The sequence below is a fragment of the Brevibacterium sp. LAARM2_SD2 genome, assembly GCF_057364785.1.
The window spans coordinates 51486-71611 of sequence record NZ_JBNFOM010000021.1 but is presented as its reverse complement, the minus strand read 5'-3'; the positions used below and the strand labels follow the sequence as shown (position 1 = coordinate 71611).

Below are 20126 nucleotides of genomic sequence, written 5' to 3'. Positions count from 1 at the left end.
TTGAGACTGAGATGGCCAAGGCAGCCTTGGCCATCTCAGACTCAACTGGCGCAAAGCTGTTCGGGCTCACTCCAGTTTCGGGGGCTCAGGTCCTTATGTGTGCCCTCGAAACTGCGGTGAGCCCGAGTCCCGGGCCGAGGGGCGTCCGGACAATGGGAGCGCGAGGAACCAGTTGGGGAGCGCGAAGGGCCGGCCGCACACCTCGAAAAGTGTGCGACCGGCCCTTGTGCGCTGGGAGTCAGGGGTCCGTCAGACCTGGACCGCCGCCTCGGCGATCATCCAGGCCCCAGCCGACGGGTCACTGACCGTTCTTGATCATCTCCGCGAGCTTCTCGCCCATCATCATCACGGTGATGTTCGGGTTGACGGTGGTGATCTCGGGCATCGCCGAGGCATCGACGACGCGCAGGCGATTGACGCCCTTGACGCGCAGCTGCGGGTCAAGCGGTGCGGAGTCGTCGTCGGCAGCACCCATCTTCACTGTGCCCACCGGGTGGTAGACGGTGTTGTGGGTGCGGACGATGTAGTCCTCGAGCTCCTCGTCGGTCTGCGCCTCGGTGCCGGGGAACAGCTCACGACCCGCCCAGTCCTTCATCGCGTCCTGGGAGACGATCTCGCGGGCCTTGCGGATGCCGGCGATCATCACGCGCATGTCGTGACCATCGGGATCGGTGAAGTAGCGCGGGTCGACGAAGGGCTTGTCACGGAAGTCGCACGACCGCAGCCGCACCGTGCCGCGCGAGCGGGCATGCGTGACGTTCGGGGTCAGGCAGAACGTGTTCTCCGCGGTCGGGTAGCCCTGCCGGACCGTGTGCATGTCGAAGGGCACCGACCCGTAGTGCATCATGAGGTCGGGGCGGTCGAGTCCGTCCTCGGTGGGGGAGAAGATGCCGATCTCCCACCACTGGGTCGAATCCTCGACCATCGGCTGCTTGGCCTCCCAGCTGATGACGCCCTCGGGGTGATCCTGGAGGTTCTCCCCGACTCCCGGCGCATCGACGCGGGCCTCGATCCCCACCTCGGCGAGGTGGTCCTTCGGGCCGATGCCCGAGAGCATGAGCAGCTGCGGGGTGTTGATCGCACCGGCGGAGACGATGACCTCCTTCGTCGCCTCGATCCGGTGGGTCTTGCCGAAGGCGTTGTTGACGACGAGGACGGCGACGGCGTTGCCCTCGTCGTCGAACTCGATCTCCTTGGCCTGGGTGTCGGTGAGGATCGTGAGGTTCTCACGGTCGAGGATCGGGTGGAGATAGGACACCGAGGAGGACGACCGGGTGCCGTCATCCTTGCGGTTGACCTGGAAGAAGTTCGCCCCGTTGATGACGGTCTCGCCCTCGTTGAACTGGACGCGGGGGATGCCCGCCTCCTCGCACGCCTCGAGGAGGGCGACGCCGCACGGATCGACGGGCGGGACATTCATCAGGCGCACGGGACCGTCGTGGCCGTGATGGTCACCGGGCAGCTCGTTGTTCTCGAGCTTCTTGTAGAGGCTGAAGGTCTCCGCCGAACCCCAGCCGGCGGCGCCGTACTTCGACTCCCACTCGTCGAGATCCTCCTTCGGGGCCCAGAAGGCGATGCACGAGTTGTGCGAGGAGCAGCCGCCGAGGACCTTCGCGCGGGCATGGCGCATGAACGAGTTGCCGTGCTCCTGCTTCTCGATCGGGTAGTCCCAGTCGAAGCCGGATTCGAGAAGCTCCATCCACCGGTTGAGGCGGAGGATGACGTCTTCGTCGACGTCGGTGGGGCCCGCCTCGAGGAGGCCGACGGTGACGTTCGGGTCCTCGCTCAGGCGAGCGGCGACGGCAGCGCCGGCCGATCCGCCGCCGACGACGACATAGTCAAAGCTGTGCGTGGTATCCACGGGAACTCTCCTCATTCGCTTTCGGTGTGGACGGGGAACCAGCCGGTGACGGCGGGCTCGAGGTTGTGGTAGATGTGCTTGGCCTCCTGGTATTCGGCCATGCCCGTCGGGCCCAGCTCACGGCCGAAGCCGGACTGCTTGAAGCCGCCCCACTCGGCCTGAGGCAGGTAGGGGTGGAAGTCGTTGATCCAGATCGTGCCGTGGCGCAGCTTCGCCGCGACCTCCTGGCACTTGCCGGCATCCTGCGTCCACACGGCACCCGCGAGACCGTAGATCGTGTCGTTGGCGGTCTCGACCGCCTCGTCGACGGACGAGAACGTCTCGACGGTGACGACGGGTCCGAAGGCCTCATCGGAGACGACCGACATGCCGCGTTCGACGTTGTCGAGGACCGTCGGCAGGTAGTAGTAGCCGTTCTCGAGGTCGCCTTCGCCCCACTTGCCGCCACAGCGCACGCGGGCGCCCTCGGCGACACCCTTCTCCACGTACTTCGTCACCTTGTCGCGGTGCGCGGCGGAGATGAGCGGGCCGGTCTCGGCGTCGGGATCGAAGGGCCCACCGAGGCGGATCTGGGAGGCGCGTTCGACGAGCTTGTCGACGAACTCCTCGGCGATCGAATCCTCGACGATGAGACGGGCACCGGCCGAGCAGACCTGGCCGGAGTGGACGAACGCGCCGTTGAGGGCGTTGTCGAGGGCGGCATCGAGGTCGGCATCGGCGAAGACGACATTGGGGTTCTTGCCGCCGAGTTCGAGCGCGACCTTCTTCACCGTCGCCGCGGCGTTGGCGGCGAGCAGACGACCGGTGACGAGTCCGCCGGTGAACGAGACCATGTCGACGTCCTCGCTCGTCGACAGCGGCGCACCCGCATCGGCTCCGGCGCCGAGGATGAGGTTGCCGACGCCGGCCGGCAGCCCGAGCTCCTCCATGACCTGCATCGTCATGATCGCCGTGTGCGGGGTGAGCTCGGCGGGCTTGAGGATGAAGGTGTTGCCGGCAGCCAGGCACGGCGCGATCTTCCACGCCGCCTGGAGCAGCGGGTAGTTCCACGGGGTGATGAGCGCGCACACGCCCACCGGTTCGTAGGAGATGCGGCTGACGACCGAGTCGGCACCGGCGTCGACGATGCGGCCGGCGTCATTGGCGGCGAGCTTGCCGAAGTAGTCGAAGCAGTTCGCGATGTCGTCCATGTCGATGCGCGACTCGACGATCCGCTTCCCGGTGTCGAGCGACTCGGCGACGGCGAACTCCTCCTTGCGCTCGCGCAGAGCGGCGGCGAAGCGCAGCAGGAAGTCGCCGCGCTCGCTTGCCGGCACGCTCGACCACACGCCGGAGTCGAAGGCGCGGCGGGCCGCGGCGATCGCGAGTTCGGTGTCGGCTGGGCTGGCTTCGTCGACGACGGCCACGAGGCTGTCGTCGGCAGGATTGTGGATCTCCCGGGTTCCGCCGTCCTGGGCCGAGACCCACTGTCCATCGATGAAGAGTGTATTGGGCACGATGTCTCCTGTTCCTGATTCGAATCCGTGGGCTGCGATCAGCGGCGCCGACGACCTGGGGCGGTGTGGGCAGACGCTATGAGTGGGTGTCCTCGTGTCGTTGTCCTGGGCCCCTGCCGGCGGTCACTCCGACCGGCCCGGAGGAGGGGATGATGGATCGCGAACTGGTTCCCGCACGGGGGTGGATTCCGATGCCCCGAGTTCGGCTGCCAGTGCATTCGTCCCGCGATGGCGAGAGTGATGTGAAACCGTGTGCAGGCTCGCAGCTGTCGGTGTGCCTGCGGCCATGAATACCCCACTGTCTGCATGCGCATGGGTGGATGCCCCGGAATCGGGGCGCACTGATCGGTTCGCGAGAGAGTCTAACAGAGCGGGCACCGCGTACCACCTGGTAGGTCTGAGTTTTTCAACCCGCTTTCACTGAACGGAAAACGGCATTCCGACCTGCTCTGACGTGTTCGCGACCACAGGGTGCCGCGACCGGTCGTGGACTAGAATGGATCGGAATCATTGAAAAGTCTTTATAGGGAGAATCGTGGCCCAAGGGGATTCGCGAGACAGCCAGCACAACCGCCGCTCGGGCGACGACAACCGCGGAGGCAGTCGCAATCGTCGACAGGTCTCCCCGTCGTCGCGAGGAGCCCGCGGGCCACGTCAGTCCGATCGCAGAGATGACCGCCGAGGCGGCTACCAAGGCAATCGCCGTGACGACGATCGTCAGGGTGGATTCCGCGGCGGCCGATCCAACGATGGTGAACGTCGTGGCGGCTACCAGGGCAACCGTCGGAACGACGATGATCGCCGAGGTGGCTTCGGCGGAGGTCGTTCCAACGACGGTGAACGTCGGGGCGGCTACCAGGGACAACCGTCGCGACGACGACCGTCGCGGAGGCGTACCAGGGGAACCGCCGGAATGATGATGACCGCCGAGGTGGTTTCGGCGGAGGTCGTTCGAACGACGGTGAACGCCGAGGTGGCTACCAGGCACCACGCCGCGATGACGATCGTCGAGGTGGCTACCAGGGCAACCGCCGTGACGACGACCGCCGGGGTGGCTACCGCGAAGACCGCCGAGACGACGATCGACGGGGCGGCTACCAGGGCAACCGCCGAGACGACGATCGACGGGGCGGCTACCGCGGAGACCGCCGTGACGATGACCGTCGCGGTTCCTACCACGGTGACCGCCGCAACGATCGCGGCGGACACGGCCGCAACTCGAACGATCGCCGCGCCTCCCGGGCCACCGACACGGGCGACTACGCACGCGAACAGCGCGCTCGCCGCCCCCGCGTCGAGGAACCCGAGATTCCCGAGGGCATCACCGGTCAGGAACTCGACAAGGAGATCCGCGGTCAGCTGCGCTCGCTCGACAAGGAGAACGCGGAGACCGTTGCGAAGCACCTCGTCGCCACCGGCGCGTTCCTCGACACCGACCCCGAACGCGCTTACGAACACGCGAAAGCCGCCATGGCCCGCGCCGGCCGGGTCGGCCTCGTCCGCGAAGCCCTCGGCATCGCGGCCTACCACGTCGAGAAGTACGACGAGGCCGTCCGCGAACTGCGCACACACCGCCGCATCTCCGGGTCCAACGAGAACATCGCGCTGATCGCCGACGCCGAACGCGGCCGCGGCAAGCCGGAGAAGGCCCTCGAACTCCTCGACTGGGCCAAGGATGCCGACCTCGACAACGACACCCGCACGGAACTCGTCATCGTCGCCGCCGGCGCGAAGTCCGACCAGGGCGACCTCGCCGCCGCCCGCCGACTCATCGAAGCCGAGGACTTCACGCAGCGTCCGACCGGCGCTCTCGTGCGCCTCATGGCCGCCTACGCCGACGTCCTCCGTCTCCACGGCGAGACCGAACTCGCCGATAAGTACGAGGAGCTCTCCCGCCGCACGGCCAAGGCCACGGGAACGCTCTTCGGCGACGAGGAGCCCGACCCGAACTTCGGCGTCGAGATCGAGACCATCGAAGAGATCCCCGACGAAGAGCTCGCCGAGGCGGACGGCGACGCCGCCGCTGAGGACACCGCTGCCGCCGAGGAGGCCCCGGAATCCGACGACAGCGCGGACCCGGCCGCGACGGTCACTCCCGACGACGCCGGCGCTCCGGCCCCGGCCGACGCGACATCGGCAGACGACGCTGAAGGCACTGAGCCGACGCAAGCCGACGATGCGACAGCCACCGAGGCGGCTCCGAAGTCGAAGACCCATGTGTCGGAGAAGGAACTGAAGAAGGTCAAGGTCTCCGACGACGAGATCGAAGCCGAACTCGACGAGATCCTCGCCGACGCTGAATCCGACAGTGCTGACGCAGACAGCGAAAGTGCAGAGTCCGACGCAACCGGCACTGACGCAGCCGACATCGCCGATGAATCCCTGGGATCGGATTCGGCGAACGGAGACCGGTGACACCGGCGGTCGACGTCGCCGGTGAGGTCGGCGTCCCGCGGGACGCCGATCGACGGCGTGCTCTTCGACCTCGACGGCGTCGTCTACCACGGCCCCGACGCCATCCCGGGTGCCGTCGACGGTATCGCTGACCTGCACGAACGCGACATCCCCGTCGGCTACGTGACGAACAACGCCACCCGCACCGCCGAGGTCGTCGCCGACCACATCTCCGCTCTCGGCATCCCGACCGCGACTACGGTGGTCATCACCTCGGCGCAAGTGCTCGCGGCACGCCTGTCCGAGGAATTCGGCACCGGCGCACCCATCCTCCTCGTCGGCACCACCGGCCTGCGAGAGGCCCTCGAATCCGAGGGCCTCAAGATCGTCGGCTCACTCGACGACTCACCCGTCGCCCTCGCGCAGGGACTCGACCCCCACATCGACTACGCGGGCATCGTGCGCGCCGCCGAAGCGATCACCGCCGGACTCGACTGGTGGGCGACCAACCCCGACTTCTCGATGGTCGGCCCCGCGAGCCGAGTCCCCGGCAACGGCGCCTTCGTCGACATGCTCGCGCAGTTGACCGGCCGAACCCCGCACATCGTCGGCAAACCCTCACCGGACGTCATGACGCACGCAGGCCACCGCCTCGGCGCGCGTCGCCCCCTCATGGTCGGCGATCGCCTCGACACGGACATCGAAGGCGCAAATCGCGCGGGATTCGACTCCGCGCTCGTCCTCACCGGCGTCCACGACCTCCACGATGCGCTCGCCGCCGACCCGATCCGCCGACCCGCATTCGTGCTGCCGACACTTGCCGGCCTGCCGCGCGTCCTCGAGGCCGCCGTTTGTGGTCACAGAACCGAGGTCGGCGGGCCGAATCCGGCGAATCCGCTCGGTTCGGTGACCACAAACAGGGCAGAGCGCACCGCCGAGCCAGGCCCGGGGACTCACGCTGCCGGCAGGCGAGTGCAGATCGTCGACGGGAAGCTCCAGCTCGCCGAGGCGGCGCTGACGTCCCCGGAGGCGATCGAGGCCGCACTGCGCCTCGCCTGGGCAGCCATCGACTCCGGTGAGAGGATTGCGCCGGGGAACCTGCCGAGGAGGATCGATGACTGACGCCGAGCACGCGACGACGCCGGAACCGCCCACACAAGGTTCCCCGACACCTATCCCGACCGCGGGCACACCAAAGCCGACCCTGGGCGCTCCGAGGCCCACCCCGGGCACCGTCAACAAGGATGTGCCGTCCGAGGCGTGGCGTGCGAACCTCACCGCGACCGCCCACGCCCCGGCCGCGGACCGTCACGCCCGGATCTCCGAGCTCCTCGACGACCTCGAGGGTCAGGTGGGCTCCCTGTGAGCCGACTCGACCGCGAACTCGTCGCCCGCGGTCTCCTCGCCTCCCGCTCCCGCGCGGCGCGTGAGATCGCCGCGGGTCGAGTGAGCGTCAACGGCACCACCGTGACGAAGCCCGCCGCCGAGGTGGCAGCGACCGACACGCTCACCGTGGACGACCCCGACCCGTGGGTCGCCCGCAGCGCCCACAAACTCCTCGGCGCCCTCGACGACTTCGGCATCGAGCGCCTCGACGGCATCCGCGCCCTCGACGCGGGAGCCTCGACCGGCGGGTTCACGCAGGTCCTCCTCAGCAGGGGCGCGGCCGAGGTCTGGGCCGTCGACGTCGGCCACGACCAGCTCGCCCCGACCCTCCGGACCGACCCGCGCGTCCACGTCCGCGAAGGCCTCAACCTCCGCGACCTCGCCGACTCAGACGTCCCCGCCGTCGACCTCGTCGTCGCCGACGTCTCCTTCATCTCCCTGCGCCTCCTCCTCGAGCCGCTGCTGCGCACCGTCCGTCCCGGCGGCGAGCTCCTCCTCATGGTCAAACCCCAGTTCGAACTCGCCCGCTCCGTCCTCGACAAGCACGGCGTCGTCACCCGCACAGCCGACCGGCGGCGCGCGCTCGACTCCGTCCTCACCGCGCTCACCGCCACCGGCGCACACGTCACCGGCATCGCCGCCTCGGCGCTTCCCGGTCCCAGCGGAAACCGCGAGTACTTCCTGCGTGTTCGACCCGAATCGAGTGCACCCCAGTCCGCTAGGCTCGACGAGGCGGCCATCACCGCCCGCCTCGATGAGATCATGGAAGGAGAGTCGTGAGCCGCTACATCATGGTGCTGCTCCACCCCCAGCGCGAGGACTCCGCCGTCGCCGCCGTCCAGGTGTGTCAGGCCCTCCTCGACGCCGGCATCACGCCGGTCGTCCTCGACGAGGAGATCCTCGACATCGCCTCCCGCAGCTCCTATCCCGCGGTTCACCAGGAACTCCTCTCCCGCTGCGTCATCATCAACGCCAGCGACCTGCCCGAATGGCGTGCGAAGTGCGAACTCGTCATCGTCCTCGGCGGTGACGGCACGATCCTCCGCGCCGCCGAGCGCTTCCACGGCTCCGGCGTCCCCCTCATGGGCATCAACCTGGGCCACGTCGGATTCCTCGCCGAGAGCGAGAAGGAGGACCTCGACGAGGCGGTCCACCGTGCCGCAGCGCGTGACTACCTCGTCGAGGAGCGACTCGCCCTCGACGTCGCCGTCTGGCACGAGGGCGAAATCATCTACGAGGCGTGGGCGCTCAACGAGGTGACCGTCGAGAAGACCTCGAAGGCGCGGATGATCGACGTCGTCCTCGGCGTCGACTCCCGACCCGTGTCCTCCTTCGGCTGCGACGGCGTCATCCTCGCCACCCCGACCGGATCGACCGCGTACTCGTTCTCCGCCGGCGGCCCGATCGTGTGGCCCGACGTCGAAGCCCTCCTCCTCGTCCCCATCTCCGCCCACGCCCTCTTCACCGAACCGCTCGTCGTCAACCCCAACTCCCGCCTCGGCGTCGAGATCACCCCGTCCAACCCCGACTTCGCCGCCGTCCTCTGGAGCGACGGACGCCGCGGTCTCGAACTGCCCGCCGGCTCCCGCGTCGAGGCGAAGCGTTCGGAATCCCCGATCAAGCTCGCCCGCCTCCACACCGGACCGTTCACCGACCGGCTCGTCGCGAAGTTCCGCCTGCCCGTCTCCGGTTGGCGGGGACCGATCGAAGGAGGCTGACGTGATCTCCGAACTGCGCATCACCCACCTCGGCGTCATCGCCGAAGCCGAGGTCGAACTCGCCCCCGGCTTCACCGTCGTGACCGGTGAGACCGGTGCCGGCAAGACGATGTTCGTCTCCGCGCTCAGCCTCCTCATGGGGGAGAAGGTCGGCTCCGGAGTCGTCCGGAAGGGCGCGGACAAGGCCGAGGTCGAAGGCATCTTCACCGATGTCCCCGCCCCCGTCCAGGTCCGCATCGAGGAGGCCGGCGGCAGCGCCGACGACGACGCGATCATCTCCCGCACCGTCGCCTCCAAGGGCCGGGCCCGGGCGACCGCGGGCGGCCGGACCGTGCCGATCTCCGTCCTCTCCGAGATCGCCGACGACCTCATCACCCTCCACGGCCAGTCCGAGCAGCTGCGGCTCAAGGGCGCCGGTGCCCAACGCCGGCTCCTCGACGCAGCCGGTGGCACGGAGCTCGCCGAGGCGGCCGCCGCCTATGCGTCCGAGTTCGAGACCTGGCGCGAGACCGTCGCCCGGGTCGCGCGGATCAAGGACTCGACCGCGGCCCGGCGCGAACGCATCCTCTGGCTGCGCGGCTGCCTCGACGCGATCGACGCCGTGCGGCCCGTGCCCGGCGAAGACGAGGCGCTGACGGCGCTCGCGGCGAAGCTCGGGGCAGCAGCGGACATCACCCGCGCCGTCGGCACCGCCCATGACCTCCTGCTGGGCTCCGAGCTCGAGGAGACCGGGGCCGCCGTCGACCGCGTCCACGAGGCGATCAGCAGCCTCGGCGACGTCGAGGCCACCGACCCGGAGCTCGCCCGCATCCGCGAAGGCCTCTCCGACACCGTGCTGCGCCTCTCCGACGCCGCGGCGGAACTGAGCTCCTACCTCTCCGGCTTCGACGAGCTGGGGGAGACCTCGCTCGAGGAGACCGAGGCCCGCCGCGCCGAACTCGGCTCGCTCGCCCCCTACGGCGAGACGGTCGCCGAGGTCCTCGACTTCGAGGCCCGCGCGGCCGCCGAACTCACCGAACTCGAGACCGAGGACGCCGACCTCGACCACCTCGATGCCGAACTCGCCGCCGCCGAAGCGGCGATGCGGGAGAAGGGCCTGGCCCTGCGGGCCCTGCGCGAGGCGACCGCTGAGACGTTCTCGGCCGCGGTCAGCCGCGAGCTCACCGCCCTGTCGATGCCGAAGGCCGCCGTGGCCTTCGAGATCTCCGAACGGGAACCGACGAGTCACGGCATGGACGACATCCGCCTCACCTTCGCCCCGCACGACTCCTCGCCCGGTGACGACATCGGCAAGGTCGCCTCCGGCGGTGAGCTCTCCCGCGTCATGCTCGCCATCGAAGTCGTCCGCGCCGCCGAGGACGGGGTGCCGACCTACGTCTTCGACGAGGTCGACGCCGGCGTCGGCGGCAAGGCCGCCGTCGAGATCGGCCGGCGGCTCGCCGCCCTCGCCCGCCACGCTCAGGTCATCGTCGTCACCCACCTCCCGCAGGTCGCGGCGTGGGCGGACACGCACGTGACGATCGTCAAGGACGACGACGCGGAGACCGTGCGCTCCGGGGTCCGCGAACTGAGCGAGGACGAACGTGTGAGCGAACTCTCGCGGATGCTCGCAGGCATGGAGGACTCCGCCTCGGCGAAGGCCCACGCCGCCGAGCTCCTCGACTCCGCCCGGCAGGTCAAAGCCGGTGCGCCGACGCCTTCGTGAGAGAATGGGCGAACCATGAAAGCGCGCAGAATGAGGGAGACCCCCACGGTCCCGACCCGATCGGACCCGGCTCCGGCCAAACTCGACCGCCGGACGAAGGACCTCACGAAGCGCCTGGCCGCCGGTGACATCGCGGTCATCAAGCACTCCGACATCGACCGCGTCTCCGCCGAGGCCCTCGTCGCCTGCCGCCCCGTCGCCGTCATCAACGCCGACAAGTCGATCTCCGGTCGCTACCCGAACCTCGGGCCCGGGATCATCGTCGACGCCGGCATCCCGCTCATCGACGCCACCGGCGCGGAGATCTTCGACGCGATCACCGAAGGCGATGAGATCAGCATCGACGGCGGCACCGTCTACCTCGACGGCAAGGAGGTCGCCGCAGGCGTCGCACAGACCCCGGAGACGATCGCCGAGGACATGCACGAGGCCGAAGCCGGGATGAACTCCGTGCTCGTCGACTTCGTCGACAACACGATCGAGTACATCCGCAAGGACTCCGACCTCCTCTCCGCCGAACTCGTCGTCCCCGAGGTCCGCACCGACTTCGACGGCCGGCACGCCCTCATCGTCGTCCGCGGCTACCACTACAAAGAGGACCTCGCGATCCTCGCCCCCTACATCCGCGAATACCGGCCCCTGCTCATCGGCGTCGACGGCGGTGCCGACGCGATCCTCGAGGCCGGGTACAAACCCGACATGATCGTCGGCGACATGGACTCCGTGTCCGACTCCGCGCTCACCTCGGGCGCGGAGATCGTCGTCCACGCCTACCGCGACGGCCACGCCCCGGGCACCGAGCGCGTCAAGGCCCTCGGCGTCGACTGCGTCGCCTTCGCCGCCTCGGGCACGAGCGAGGACATCGCGATGCTGCTCGCCGACGACAAGGGCGCCGACCTCATCGTCGCCGTCGGCACCCACGACACGCTCATGGAGTTCCTCGACAAGGGCCGCAAGGGCATGGCCTCGACGTTCCTCACCCGCCTGCGTGTCGGGTCGAAGCTCATCGACGCCAAGGGCGTCTCCCTCCTCTACCGCCAGCGCATCTCGAGCCTCCAGCTCACCGTCCTCATCATCGCCGGCCTCGTCGCCCTCGGCGTCGCGATGGCCGCCACCGCGGCCGGTCAGACCTTCCTCGGTCTCATCGCCGCGCAGCTCGACGGCGTCTTCGGCTGGATCGGCTCCCTCTTCGGCGGCGACCCCACCGCTGCGACAGAATCCTCCGGTGCCCTGCGCGCCGTTCTCGACTCAAGGACTGCCTCGTGATCGATTTCCGCTACCATCTCGTCTCCCTCGTCTCGGTGTTCCTCGCCCTCGCCGTCGGCATCGTCCTCGGCGCCGGCCCCCTCAAGGAGCCCATCGGGGAGTCCCTGCAGAGCCAGGTCGACGCCCTGCGCACCGACCGCGACGACCTGCGCACCCAGCTCGAGGCCGCCGGCGGCAACATCGAGAAGCAGAACGAGTTCGTCTCCGCCGCGCCCCCGAACTCATCGGCGGCACCCTCAACGACACGCAGATCAGCGTCATCACCGGCCCCGAGGCGAACGCCGAGCAGGTCGAACAGGTGACCAACCGGATCCAGGAGGCCGGCGGTCAGATCGCCGGTGACGTCGCCTTCGTCGTGGACACGCTCACCGTCGACGGCTCCGGTGACTTCCTCACCACCCTGCGCGGCATCGTCCCGGGTCTGCCCGCCGACGATGCGACCGCGCTGCGCTCGGCGCTCGTCATCGCCCTCACCGGCCGGCCTCGATGATCACCGAAGGCCAGGAGCGCGACGACGCCGAGGCGAAGGCCACCGACCTCTACAACGCCTTCATCGACGCCGGCCGGCTGCGCAGCGACACCGACCACCGCACGACCGAGCTCTTCGTCATCATCGACGACGAGAACTCCCAGCTCGCCGACGAGACGCAGCCGAGCCCCGAGGCGACCGGCGACAAGGCCACCCGCGAGGTCATCACCGACTTCGTCAACGCCCTGACCGCCGAATCGAAGGCCGTCGTCGTCGCCGGTGACGCCGGCTCCGCCCAGAACGGGCTCGTCAACGTCCTGCGCACCGAGAAGTCCCGGGCCTCGACCGTCGACGGCCTCGGCCTCGGCGCCGGACCCATCATCACCGTCCGCGCGATCGCGGCGGCCAACAACGGCACCCACGGCCACTGGGGCTTCGCCTCGGACGCCGAAGCGGTCCTGCCCGGAAAGGTCTGACATGATCCGCACGATCGTCTCCTCCGCCGTCGCCGGACTCCTCGGGTACGGCGTGACGAAGGCCCTGCTGTCCTCCCCGCTGCGCAGGCACCCGCGCGTCGTCCGCACCAACCACGCCGGGGAGGACGTCACCCTCCTCGAAGGCCCCGCCGTGGCCGCAGGCCTGCTCGCCGGCAGCGTCCTCATCGAGGACCCCCGCCAGCGGGCGGCGACCCTGCTCGCCACTGCCGCCTCCGGTGCCCTCGGCGCCGTCGACGACTTCATGGAATCCGGCAGCTCGAAGGGCCTGCGCGGTCACCTCAGCGCTCTGGCCCGCGGGGAGGTCACGACCGGGGCGCTCAAGGTCACCGGCATCCCGGCCGCCGCGATCATCGCCGCGGCCGTCCTCGGCCCCGACGCCCATCGCCGCCGGAACATCGTCGCCGCGGCACTCCCGCAGTGGGCGCAGCCGGCGCACGAGCGCTCGTGGATCGCTGCGACCGTCGACACCGTCGTCACCGGGGGAGTCATCGCCGGATCGGCGAACCTCTTCAACCTCCTCGACCTCCGTCCGGGACGCGCGCTCAAAGCCGGTCTCCTCGTGGCGGGCCTCATGCCGCACCGCCGCGGGGTCACCTGGGTGCCGACCGCCGTCGTCACCGGAACGACCGCAGCGGCCTGGCCCGACGACCTCGGCGGGACCGCGATGCTCGGCGACACCGGCGCCAACGCCCTCGGCGCCGCCCTCGGCACGACGGTCGCGGCGAACTCGACGGCCGGTCAGCGCGCTGTCGTCCTCGGCGTGCTCGTCGGCCTCACCCTGCTCAGCGAGAAGGTCTCGTTCACGTCGATCATCGAATCCACCCCCGGACTGCGGGAGATCGACGCCTTCGGGCGTGAGGTGAAGTGAACAGGCTCGTCCGGCTCTTCGCCTCGGCGGCGCTGCTCGTCTCGATCATCACCCTGATCACCCGGCTCGTCGGGTTCCTCCGCTGGCTCGTCTTCTCGAACTCGGTCGGCGCCGGCACCGTCGGCACCGCCTACCAGACGGCCAACCAGGTCCCGAACATCCTCTTCGAGGTCGTCGCCGGCGGCGCCCTGGCCGGCGCGGTCATCCCCCTGCTCGCCGTGCCCCTGGCCCGGGCGGACCGGGAGACGGCGAGCCGGATCGCCTCGGCGCTGCTGACGTGGGCGGTGAGCGTGACGCTGCCGCTGACGCTCCTCGTCGCCGTCTTCGCCCAGCCGATCGCCGCCGTGCTCATCCCGCCCGGCGACCACGGCGCCGGCACCCAGCAGACGGCGACGGCGGTCCTCCTCCTCATGTTCGCCCCGCAGCTCGTCCTCTACGGCATCGGCGCCGTCCTCACCGGCGTCCTCCAGGCGCACCGGAAGTTCCTCTGGCCCGCGTTCGCCCCGCTGCTCTCCAGCCTCGTCGTCATCGGCTCCTACATCACCTACGCCGGTGTCGGCGGCACGGACGCGACGTGGCAGACCCACATCGGATGGCTCGGCTGGGGAACGACGGCCGGCGTCGCCGCCCTCGCGCTGCCCCTGGCCCTGCCGATGCGCTCGACGGGTCTGCGGATCCGCCCGACGTGGACGTTCCCGCCCGGTGTCGCCCGGCGCGCCCTGCGCCTGGCCGGCGCCGGGATGGCGGCCCTGCTCGCCCAGCAGGGGGCCGTGCTCGTCACGATGCTCCTGTCCAACCGCTCCGGCGGCACCGGCACGTTCGTCCTCTTCAACTACATCAACGCCGTCTACCTCCTGCCCTACGCGGTCCTCGCGATCCCCGTCGTCACGGTGATGTTCCCGACGATCTCGACGTGGGTGGGCCGCGCCGGCGACCCCGCGGCGACCGCGGGCGACCGGGAGGCCGCCCGGACCCGGCTGCACTCGCTCACGGCGACCACCTCGGCGGTCATCATCACCATCGGACTGCTCGGCACCGTCATCCTCATGAGCGCGGCCGGACCGCTCGAGTACTTCTTCACCGCAATCGACGCCGTCGGCGGCGAGGACTCCGCCCCGTTCTCCGCGATGAGCGCGGCGATCGTCGTCATGGCCCTCGCCGTGCCCGGCTGGTCGTTCATCGCGTGGGGCTCGCGGATCTTCTACGCCCTCGAACGCTCCCGCCACGCCGCCGTGGCGACGACGATCGGCTGGGTCCTCGTCATCGTCGGCATGATCGCCGCGATCGCCGTGACGAACGCGCAGGGCAACCCGGACCGCACCCTCGTCGCGATCTGCCTCGGCTACGTCCTCGGCATGACCGCCGCCGCCGTGTCCCTGCTCATCTCGATCCGCCGCGTCCTCGGCCCCGGCGGACTCACCGGGGTGCTGCGCCGCAGCGTCCTCTCCCTCGTCGCGGCCGGCATCGCGTCGGTCATCGGCACGCTCGCCGCCCGCTGGCTCGCCGGGCTCCTCGGCACCACGGCAGCCCCCTCGGTCGTCGTCGGCATCCTCGCCGCCCTCATCGGGTGCCTCGTCTTCGGACTCATCGTCCTCCTCGACCGCAGCTACCTCGCCGAGGTGCGCGGCCTGCTCGCCTCCCGCCGCTCCACCGCGCCCACGCCGCCGGTGACCGGTCCGCCCGCAGGCACCGACCACGTCCCCGGCGCCTCACCGACCCCGAACGAGGAGAACCCATGAGGATCGTCTACGTCATCGGCACCTCGACCGGAGGAGTCGGCACCCACGTGCGGGCCCTGGCCCGCGACGTCGCCGCGGCCGGTCACGAGGTCGGCGTCGTCGGCCCCGCCGCCACCGACGAGCAGTTCGGGTTCTCCGCGCTGCCCGGGGTGCGCTTCGCCGCCCTCGACGTCGGCACCGGGGTCGGCCCCCGCGACACCGGGCTCGTCACCGCGCTGCGAAGGATCCTCCGCCGCTTCGGCCCCGACGTCGTCCACGCGCACGGCTTCCGCGCCGGCCTCCTCGCCCTTCTCGCGACCCGCCTGCTGCGCCCCCGCCCGCGCTTCATCGTCAGCCTCCACAACCAGGCGGCGGGCACGGGACTGCGCGGCCGCATCGAGACCGGGATTGAGCGGCTGCTCGCCCGCGGCGCCGACGTCACGCTGGCCGCGAGTACCGACCTCGTCATCCGCGCCCACGACCTCGGTGCCCGCGACGCCCGGTTCGCGCCCGCCGCCGCACCGCCGGTGCGCGAGGTCAGCACCGCCGAGGCGACCGCGACCCGTGAGGCGCTCGCCGCCGAGTACGGGTTCCCCGCCGACGCCGCCATCGTCCTCGCCGTCGGCCGCGTCGCCCCGCAGAAGAACTACGCCATGCTCGTCCGCGCGCTCGCCCGCCTCGGGAAGCACTCGGGTGACCTCGTCGTCCTCGTCGCCGGTGCCGCCGATGAGACCGTGCTCGCCGAGATCCGCGCACAGTACGCGACCGCGGCGACCGCCTCGGCGCTGCCCGCCCTCCATTTCCTCGGACCCCGCGACGACATCGCCGAACTCATCGCCGCCGCCGACATCTCCGTCCTCACGAGCCGCTGGGAGGCCCGCGCACTCGTCCTCCAGGAGGCTCTGCTCTCCGGGCAGGCGATCATCGCGACCGCCACCGGGGGGACCCCGGAGCTCGTCGGCGACGCCGGGATCCTCATCGCCTCCGACGACGACGCGGCACTGGCCGAGGCGATCGGAGACCTCGCCGCCGACCCCGGCCGGCGCACCGAGCTCGGGGACCGGGCGCGGGCGCGGGGAGCCGAACTCCCCGACGAGGCCGCGGTCGCCGCAGAGATCCTGGCCGTCTACGCTGAAGCGCCCGTCGCCCCAGGTAGGCTTGAAGGCAACTGAGTAGAAAGAGGATGAGGGAATGAGCCACACCGCCGAGATCCAGCCGCTGAGCACCGCCACGAGGATCCTCCACGTGCTCGCCGAGACGACGGGACCCGTCGCCGAGGTCGCGAAGATCGCCGTGATCGGCCATCTCAAGGCCGGTTTCAAGGTCGGACTCGCCGCTCACCCGGACCTCCTCGAGACGATCGACGTGCCAGCGGACCTGCGGGAGAACTACCGGGAGATCCCGCTGACGGCCAAGCGGCGGCTGAGCCCCTCGGACCCGAACTCGGCCTTCATCCTCCACAAGCACTACCCGCACGTCGACATCGTCCACGCCCACGGCCTCCACGCCGCCACCCTGGCCGGTCTCGGCTTCACGGGACTGCCCTCCCGGCTCCACCCGACGGCCGTGGCCACGGTGGAGAACTTCGACCCCGCCGATGTCATCGAGAAGACCGGCGCCGAGGTGGTCGCCCGGACCGCGACCGCCGTGCTCGGCACCACCGAACCCGTCGTCGAATGGTTCGCCGGCTCCGTCCCGCTCGTCGAACGCGCCGAACTCGTCACCCCCGACATCGACACCGACCTCACGGTGACGATGTCCCGGGCGCAGGTGCGCAGGCAGCTGGGCATCAAGGACGGCACGTGGATGATCGCGAGCCCGATCGCGCTCAAGGACCACACGGCACTGGCCACCGTCCTCGACGCCGCCGGCCAGATCAACTCCCGCCGCCGCGACCGCCGCGCCGTCACCGTGCTCACCGGCACCGGCCGGGACCGGAGGACCGTGGCGAACTCGTTCGCCGACCGCGGCGTCATCGTCGCCCCGGCCGACGACCTCGTCGACGTCGTCGCCGCCGCCGATGTCGTCATCGCCGCGGAGTCCATGACCGGGCTCAGCCATGAGGACCTCATGCAGCTGTCGAAGCCGACGATCTTCATCGGCAACGAGCGTCGGGCCGGCATCTGGGGCGATTCGGCGCCGATCGTCGCCCCCGACGACACGGACGGCCTGCTGCGTGAGATCAATCATCTTCTCGACGACCCCGCCGCCCGCGGCGCGCAGGCGATCGCCGCGAAGAAGCGGGTCATCGACGTCGACAACCCCGGTCAGATCGCCTCGAGCCTCCTCGGCGTCTACGCCGAGGCCGACGCCGCGTCGAATTCCCGACAGCCGGTTTGATAGAATCAAATTCCGTGGTGAATCGTATCGGGGCCCAAGAGCCGAACACAGTCAAGCACATCTTCGTCACCGGAGGCGTCGCCTCCTCTCTCGGCAAGGGTCTGACGGCATCGAGCCTCGGACACCTGCTCACTCAGCGCGGCATCAAGGTCGCCATGCAGAAGCTCGACCCCTACCTCAACGTCGACCCGGGAACGATGAATCCGTTCCAGCACGGTGAGGTCTTCGTCACCGAGGATGGAGCGGAGACCGACCTCGACATCGGTCACTACGAGCGCTTCCTCGACATCGACCTCGATGGTGCCGCGAACGTCACCACCGGACAGGTCTACTCCTCGGTCATCGCCAAGGAGCGCCGCGGCGCCTACCTCGGCGACACCGTCCAGGTCATCCCGCACATCACGGACGAGATCAAGTCCCGGATGCGCGCGCAGGCCGAACGTCCCGCCGAGGACCGTCCCGATGTCATCATCACCGAGATCGGCGGCACCGTCGGCGACATCGAGTCCCAGCCGTTCCTCGAGGCCGCCCGCCAGGTCCGCCACGACGTCGGCCGCGACAACGTCTTCTTCATCCATGTCTCCCTCGTGCCCTACCTCGGGCCCTCGGGGGAGCTGAAGACGAAGCCGACCCAGCACTCCGTGGCCGCCCTGCGCTCGATCGGCATCCAGCCCGATTCGATCGTGCTCCGCTCCGACCGCGACCTGCCGGACTCGATCCGGGCGAAGATCGCCTCGGCCAGCGACGTCGACCTCGAAGCCGTCGTTCCCTGCGTCGACGCCTCGAGCATCTACGAGATCCCCAAGGTCCTCCATGACGGCGGTCTCGACGTCTACGTCATCCGCCGTCTCAACCTGCCCTTCCGCGACGTCGACTGGACGAAGTGGGACTGGGTCCTCGAACGCGTCCACAATCCGGCGCACGAAGTGCGCATCGGCGTCGTCGGCAAGTACATCGACCTGCCCGACGCGTACCTCTCCGTCACCGAGGCGCTGCGCCACGGCGGGTTCGCCAACGACGCCCGCGTGAAGATCGAGTGGATCCAGTCCGATGAGTGCGACTCCGAGGCCGGTGCGGCCGCGGCGCTGTCGGGTCTCGACGCGATCTGCATCCCCGGCGGCTTCGGCGTCCGCGGCATCGAGGGCAAGGTCGGTGCGCTCCGCTACGCCCGCGAGAACGGGATTCCGACGCTCGGCCTGTGCCTGGGCCTGCAGTGCATGGTCATCGAGTACGCCCGGAACGCCGCCGGCATCGAGGGCGCGTCGTCGTCGGAGTTCGACCCCGACACGCAGTTCCCCGTCGTCGCGACGATGGCCGAGCAGATGTCGATCGTCGACGGCGAGGGCGACCTCGGCGGCACGATGCGCCTGGGCACGTACCAGGCGAAGCTCACCGAGGGCAGCGTCGCCGCCGGCGCGTACGGGGCGACCGACATCAGCGAACGCCACCGTCACCGCTACGAGGTCAACAACGCCTACCGCGATGAGCTCGCCGAGGCGGGGCTGCAGTTCTCCGGCACCTCACCCAACGGTGAGCTCGTCGAATTCGTCGAGCTGCCCGCCGACGTCCACCCGTACTACGTGTCGACGCAGGCGCACCCCGAGCTGAAGTCGCGCCCGACGAAGCCGCATCCGCTCTTCGCCGGACTCGTCGCCGCCGCCCTGGCCAACCGGTGAGGGACCGCGCCGGTGAATGACCTCCACGACATCCCGTTCACCCCGGAGATCACCGCATCCACCGAGGCGTACCAGGGTGCCGTGTGGTCGATCCGGCGCGAGACCTTCGACCTGCCCGAAGCCACGGGACTCGTGCGCGACCTCATGGTGCACACGGGTGCCGTGGCCGTGGCGTGCCTGAACGAGGACAACGAGATCCTCCTCGTCCAGCAGTACCGCCATCCCGTCCGGGCCCGTCTCTGGGAGGTCCCGGCTGGACTCCTCGACATTCCCGGCGAGGACCCGCTCACGGCCGCCCAGCGGGAGCTCGCCGAGGAGGCCGACCTGCGCGCCGGCTCCTGGCGGGTGCTCTCGGACTCCGTGCTCTCCCCGGGCGGCAGCAGCGAGACGATGCGGCTCTACCTCGCCCGCGACCTCACCCCGGTGCCGACCGCCGACCGGCATGAGCGCAGCGACGAGGAGGCCGGGTTCGTCTACCGCTGGGTCGACCTCGACGAGGCGCTCGCGGCGATCGCCGACGGCCGCCTGACGAACTCCGTGGCCCAGCTCGCGATCCTCCAGGTCGCCGACGTCGTTCGCCGTGAGGCGGCAGGCGAGAACGCGCACACGCGTCCGATCGGCGCGCCCCGGCTCCTCGTCGACGGCCGCGACGCACCTCCGGCCGGGTCGATCTCGGCCCCGCCGTCGGACGCGGCGGCCTCAGGCGCCCCGCCCTCGGCTGAGTCCTGAGCC

17 protein-coding genes and 1 pseudogene are annotated in these 20126 nt (G+C 70.0%); 15 read left to right on the top strand and 3 right to left on the bottom strand.

Annotated elements, in window-relative coordinates:
- Window positions 1–298 precede the first annotated feature (298 nt).
- The 3 genes from AC2W7K_RS13505 to AC2W7K_RS13495 all read right to left on the bottom strand — a co-directional run bounded on the left by AC2W7K_RS13505 (window position 299) and on the right by AC2W7K_RS13495 (window position 4887).
- Window positions 299–1876, bottom strand: a complete 1578-nt coding sequence (locus AC2W7K_RS13505; RefSeq protein ID WP_198499051.1) for a GMC family oxidoreductase — start codon at window positions 1874–1876, stop codon at window positions 299–301.
- Entirely contained in the window at window positions 1873–3357 is a 1485-nt protein-coding gene (locus AC2W7K_RS13500) for an aldehyde dehydrogenase family protein (protein ID WP_198499050.1), read from the bottom strand. Before AC2W7K_RS13500 ends, AC2W7K_RS13505 begins: the two co-directional genes overlap by 4 nt.
- Window positions 3358–4209: 852 nt before the next feature.
- Window positions 4210–4887 carry a hypothetical protein gene (locus tag AC2W7K_RS13495; protein ID WP_486006282.1) on the bottom strand — a complete coding sequence of 226 codons (678 nt, stop codon included), beginning with the start codon at window positions 4885–4887 and terminating at the stop codon, window positions 4210–4212.
- Here AC2W7K_RS13495 and AC2W7K_RS13490 point away from each other — a divergent pair.
- From AC2W7K_RS13490 to AC2W7K_RS13420, 15 genes and pseudogenes are all read left to right on the top strand, one after another.
- Window positions 4828–5772 carry a hypothetical protein gene (locus tag AC2W7K_RS13490; RefSeq protein ID WP_198499048.1) on the top strand — a complete coding sequence of 315 codons (945 nt, stop codon included), beginning with the start codon at window positions 4828–4830 and terminating at the stop codon, window positions 5770–5772. The two genes, AC2W7K_RS13495 and AC2W7K_RS13490, sit on opposite strands and share 60 nt — an antisense overlap.
- 21 nt (window positions 5773–5793) lie before the next feature.
- Window positions 5794–6873: an HAD-IIA family hydrolase gene (locus AC2W7K_RS13485; protein WP_486006281.1), complete on the top strand. Its 1080-nt coding sequence runs from the start codon at window positions 5794–5796 to the stop codon at window positions 6871–6873.
- Complete coding sequence (locus AC2W7K_RS13480; RefSeq protein WP_486006280.1) at window positions 6866–7117, top strand: hypothetical protein; 252 nt, start codon at window positions 6866–6868, stop codon at window positions 7115–7117. Before AC2W7K_RS13485 ends, AC2W7K_RS13480 begins: the two co-directional genes overlap by 8 nt.
- A complete protein-coding gene (locus AC2W7K_RS13475; RefSeq protein ID WP_198499045.1) occupies window positions 7114–7917 on the top strand; it encodes a TlyA family RNA methyltransferase in 804 nt (267 codons plus the stop codon). The genes AC2W7K_RS13480 and AC2W7K_RS13475 overlap by 4 nt, the downstream gene beginning before the upstream one ends.
- A complete protein-coding gene (locus tag AC2W7K_RS13470; protein ID WP_198499044.1) occupies window positions 7914–8855 on the top strand; it encodes an NAD kinase in 942 nt (313 codons plus the stop codon). Before AC2W7K_RS13475 ends, AC2W7K_RS13470 begins: the two co-directional genes overlap by 4 nt.
- A 1-nt stretch (window position 8856) precedes the next feature.
- Window positions 8857–10560 carry a DNA repair protein RecN gene (recN, locus tag AC2W7K_RS13465; RefSeq protein WP_198499043.1) on the top strand — a complete coding sequence of 568 codons (1704 nt, stop codon included), beginning with the start codon at window positions 8857–8859 and terminating at the stop codon, window positions 10558–10560.
- Window positions 10561–10575: 15 nt separating this feature from the next.
- Window positions 10576–11826: a putative cytokinetic ring protein SteA gene (gene steA / locus AC2W7K_RS13460; protein ID WP_198499042.1), complete on the top strand. Its 1251-nt coding sequence runs from the start codon at window positions 10576–10578 to the stop codon at window positions 11824–11826.
- Window positions 11823–12316 (top strand): annotated as a pseudogene (locus tag AC2W7K_RS13455) (copper transporter). Before steA ends, AC2W7K_RS13455 begins: the two are co-directional and overlap by 4 nt.
- Window positions 12313–12771, top strand: coding sequence for a copper transporter (locus tag AC2W7K_RS13450; protein WP_486006279.1), 459 nt, complete (start codon window positions 12313–12315; stop codon window positions 12769–12771). Before AC2W7K_RS13455 ends, AC2W7K_RS13450 begins: the two are co-directional and overlap by 4 nt.
- 1 nt (window position 12772) lies before the next feature.
- Entirely contained in the window at window positions 12773–13660 is an 888-nt protein-coding gene (locus AC2W7K_RS13445; protein ID WP_198499040.1) for a hypothetical protein, read from the top strand.
- A complete protein-coding gene (gene murJ / locus AC2W7K_RS13440; RefSeq protein WP_198499039.1) occupies window positions 13657–15399 on the top strand; it encodes a murein biosynthesis integral membrane protein MurJ in 1743 nt (580 codons plus the stop codon). Before AC2W7K_RS13445 ends, murJ begins: the two co-directional genes overlap by 4 nt.
- Complete coding sequence (locus tag AC2W7K_RS13435; protein WP_198499038.1) at window positions 15396–16550, top strand: glycosyltransferase family 4 protein; 1155 nt, start codon at window positions 15396–15398, stop codon at window positions 16548–16550. The genes murJ and AC2W7K_RS13435 overlap by 4 nt, the downstream gene beginning before the upstream one ends.
- 19 nt (window positions 16551–16569) lie before the next feature.
- Window positions 16570–17718: a group 1 glycosyl transferase gene (locus AC2W7K_RS13430; RefSeq protein WP_198499037.1), complete on the top strand. Its 1149-nt coding sequence runs from the start codon at window positions 16570–16572 to the stop codon at window positions 17716–17718.
- Window positions 17715–19394: a CTP synthase gene (gene pyrG, locus AC2W7K_RS13425; protein ID WP_198499036.1), complete on the top strand. Its 1680-nt coding sequence runs from the start codon at window positions 17715–17717 to the stop codon at window positions 19392–19394. Before AC2W7K_RS13430 ends, pyrG begins: the two co-directional genes overlap by 4 nt.
- 12 nt (window positions 19395–19406) lie before the next feature.
- Window positions 19407–20123, top strand: a complete 717-nt coding sequence (locus tag AC2W7K_RS13420) for an NUDIX domain-containing protein (protein ID WP_198499035.1) — start codon at window positions 19407–19409, stop codon at window positions 20121–20123.
- Window positions 20124–20126: the final 3 nt, after the last annotated feature.

Excerpts from the sequence above, each read along its gene's own strand:
- AC2W7K_RS13430 (WP_198499037.1), top strand. The coding sequence starts at position 16,570 with ATGAGCCACACCGCCGAGATCCAGCCGCTGAGCACCGCCACGAGGATC.
- AC2W7K_RS13505 (WP_198499051.1), bottom strand. The coding sequence starts at position 1,876 with ATGAGGAGAGTTCCCGTGGATACCACGCACAGCTTTGACTATGTCGTC.
- AC2W7K_RS13435 (WP_198499038.1), top strand. The coding sequence starts at position 15,396 with ATGAGGATCGTCTACGTCATCGGCACCTCGACCGGAGGAGTCGGCACC.
- AC2W7K_RS13445 (WP_198499040.1), top strand. The coding sequence starts at position 12,773 with ATGATCCGCACGATCGTCTCCTCCGCCGTCGCCGGACTCCTCGGGTAC.
- AC2W7K_RS13480 (WP_486006280.1), top strand. The coding sequence starts at position 6,866 with ATGACTGACGCCGAGCACGCGACGACGCCGGAACCGCCCACACAAGGT.
- AC2W7K_RS13490 (WP_198499048.1), top strand. The coding sequence starts at position 4,828 with ATGGCCCGCGCCGGCCGGGTCGGCCTCGTCCGCGAAGCCCTCGGCATC.
- AC2W7K_RS13450 (WP_486006279.1), top strand. The coding sequence starts at position 12,313 with ATGATCACCGAAGGCCAGGAGCGCGACGACGCCGAGGCGAAGGCCACC.
- steA (WP_198499042.1), top strand. The coding sequence starts at position 10,576 with ATGAAAGCGCGCAGAATGAGGGAGACCCCCACGGTCCCGACCCGATCG.